The 546-nt window shown below is 47.1% G+C and carries 2 tRNA genes; both read right to left on the bottom strand.

From position 1 onward, the window contains the following. Window positions 1–265: 265 nt before the first annotated feature. Window positions 266–341, bottom strand: a tRNA-Ala gene (locus C3708_RS23505). Window positions 342–403: 62 nt separating this feature from the next. Beyond that, window positions 404–480, bottom strand: a tRNA-Ile gene (locus tag C3708_RS23500). Window positions 481–546 lie beyond the last annotated feature (66 nt).

The following is a 546-nucleotide window of genomic DNA, read 5'->3' as shown; positions in this document are numbered from 1 at the left end:
GCCCTTCATCGCCTCTGACTGCCAGGGCATCCACCGTGTACGCTTAGTCGCTTAACCTCACAACCCGAAGATGTTTCGTAAAACACCATCGTGTTGCGAAAATTTGAGAGACTCGAACACACCGTCACTCTGTTCTTATTACGGAGAACAGACGCAGTGTGTCGTTTCAATTTTCAGCTTGATCCAGATTTTTAAAGAGCAAAACTTCGCAGTGCACCTTTTCAGGAACACTCTGAAGTTTTCTTAATTTTCGCAGTAAAAAGGATGGTGGAGCTATGCGGGATCGAACCGCAGACCTCCTGCGTGCAAGGCAGGCGCTCTCCCAGCTGAGCTATAACCCCATCACAAATGCTAAATCTCATTACCGATTCATTTCCTGCCAGAACTTACCAAAGGAATGAATTGGTAGGCCTGAGTGGACTTGAACCACCGACCTCACCCTTATCAGGGGTGCGCTCTAACCACCTGAGCTACAAGCCTGCAGAGATTTTTTACTGCTTATTTTTCATCAGACAATCTGTGTGGACACTACAAAGGCAGGTTCTT

This window comes from Lelliottia sp. 7254-16 (assembly GCF_002922995.1).
In the GTDB taxonomy this organism is placed as follows: Bacteria; Pseudomonadota; Gammaproteobacteria; order Enterobacterales; family Enterobacteriaceae; genus Enterobacter; species Enterobacter jeotgali.
This window is presented reverse-complemented; position numbering and strand designations above follow the sequence as displayed.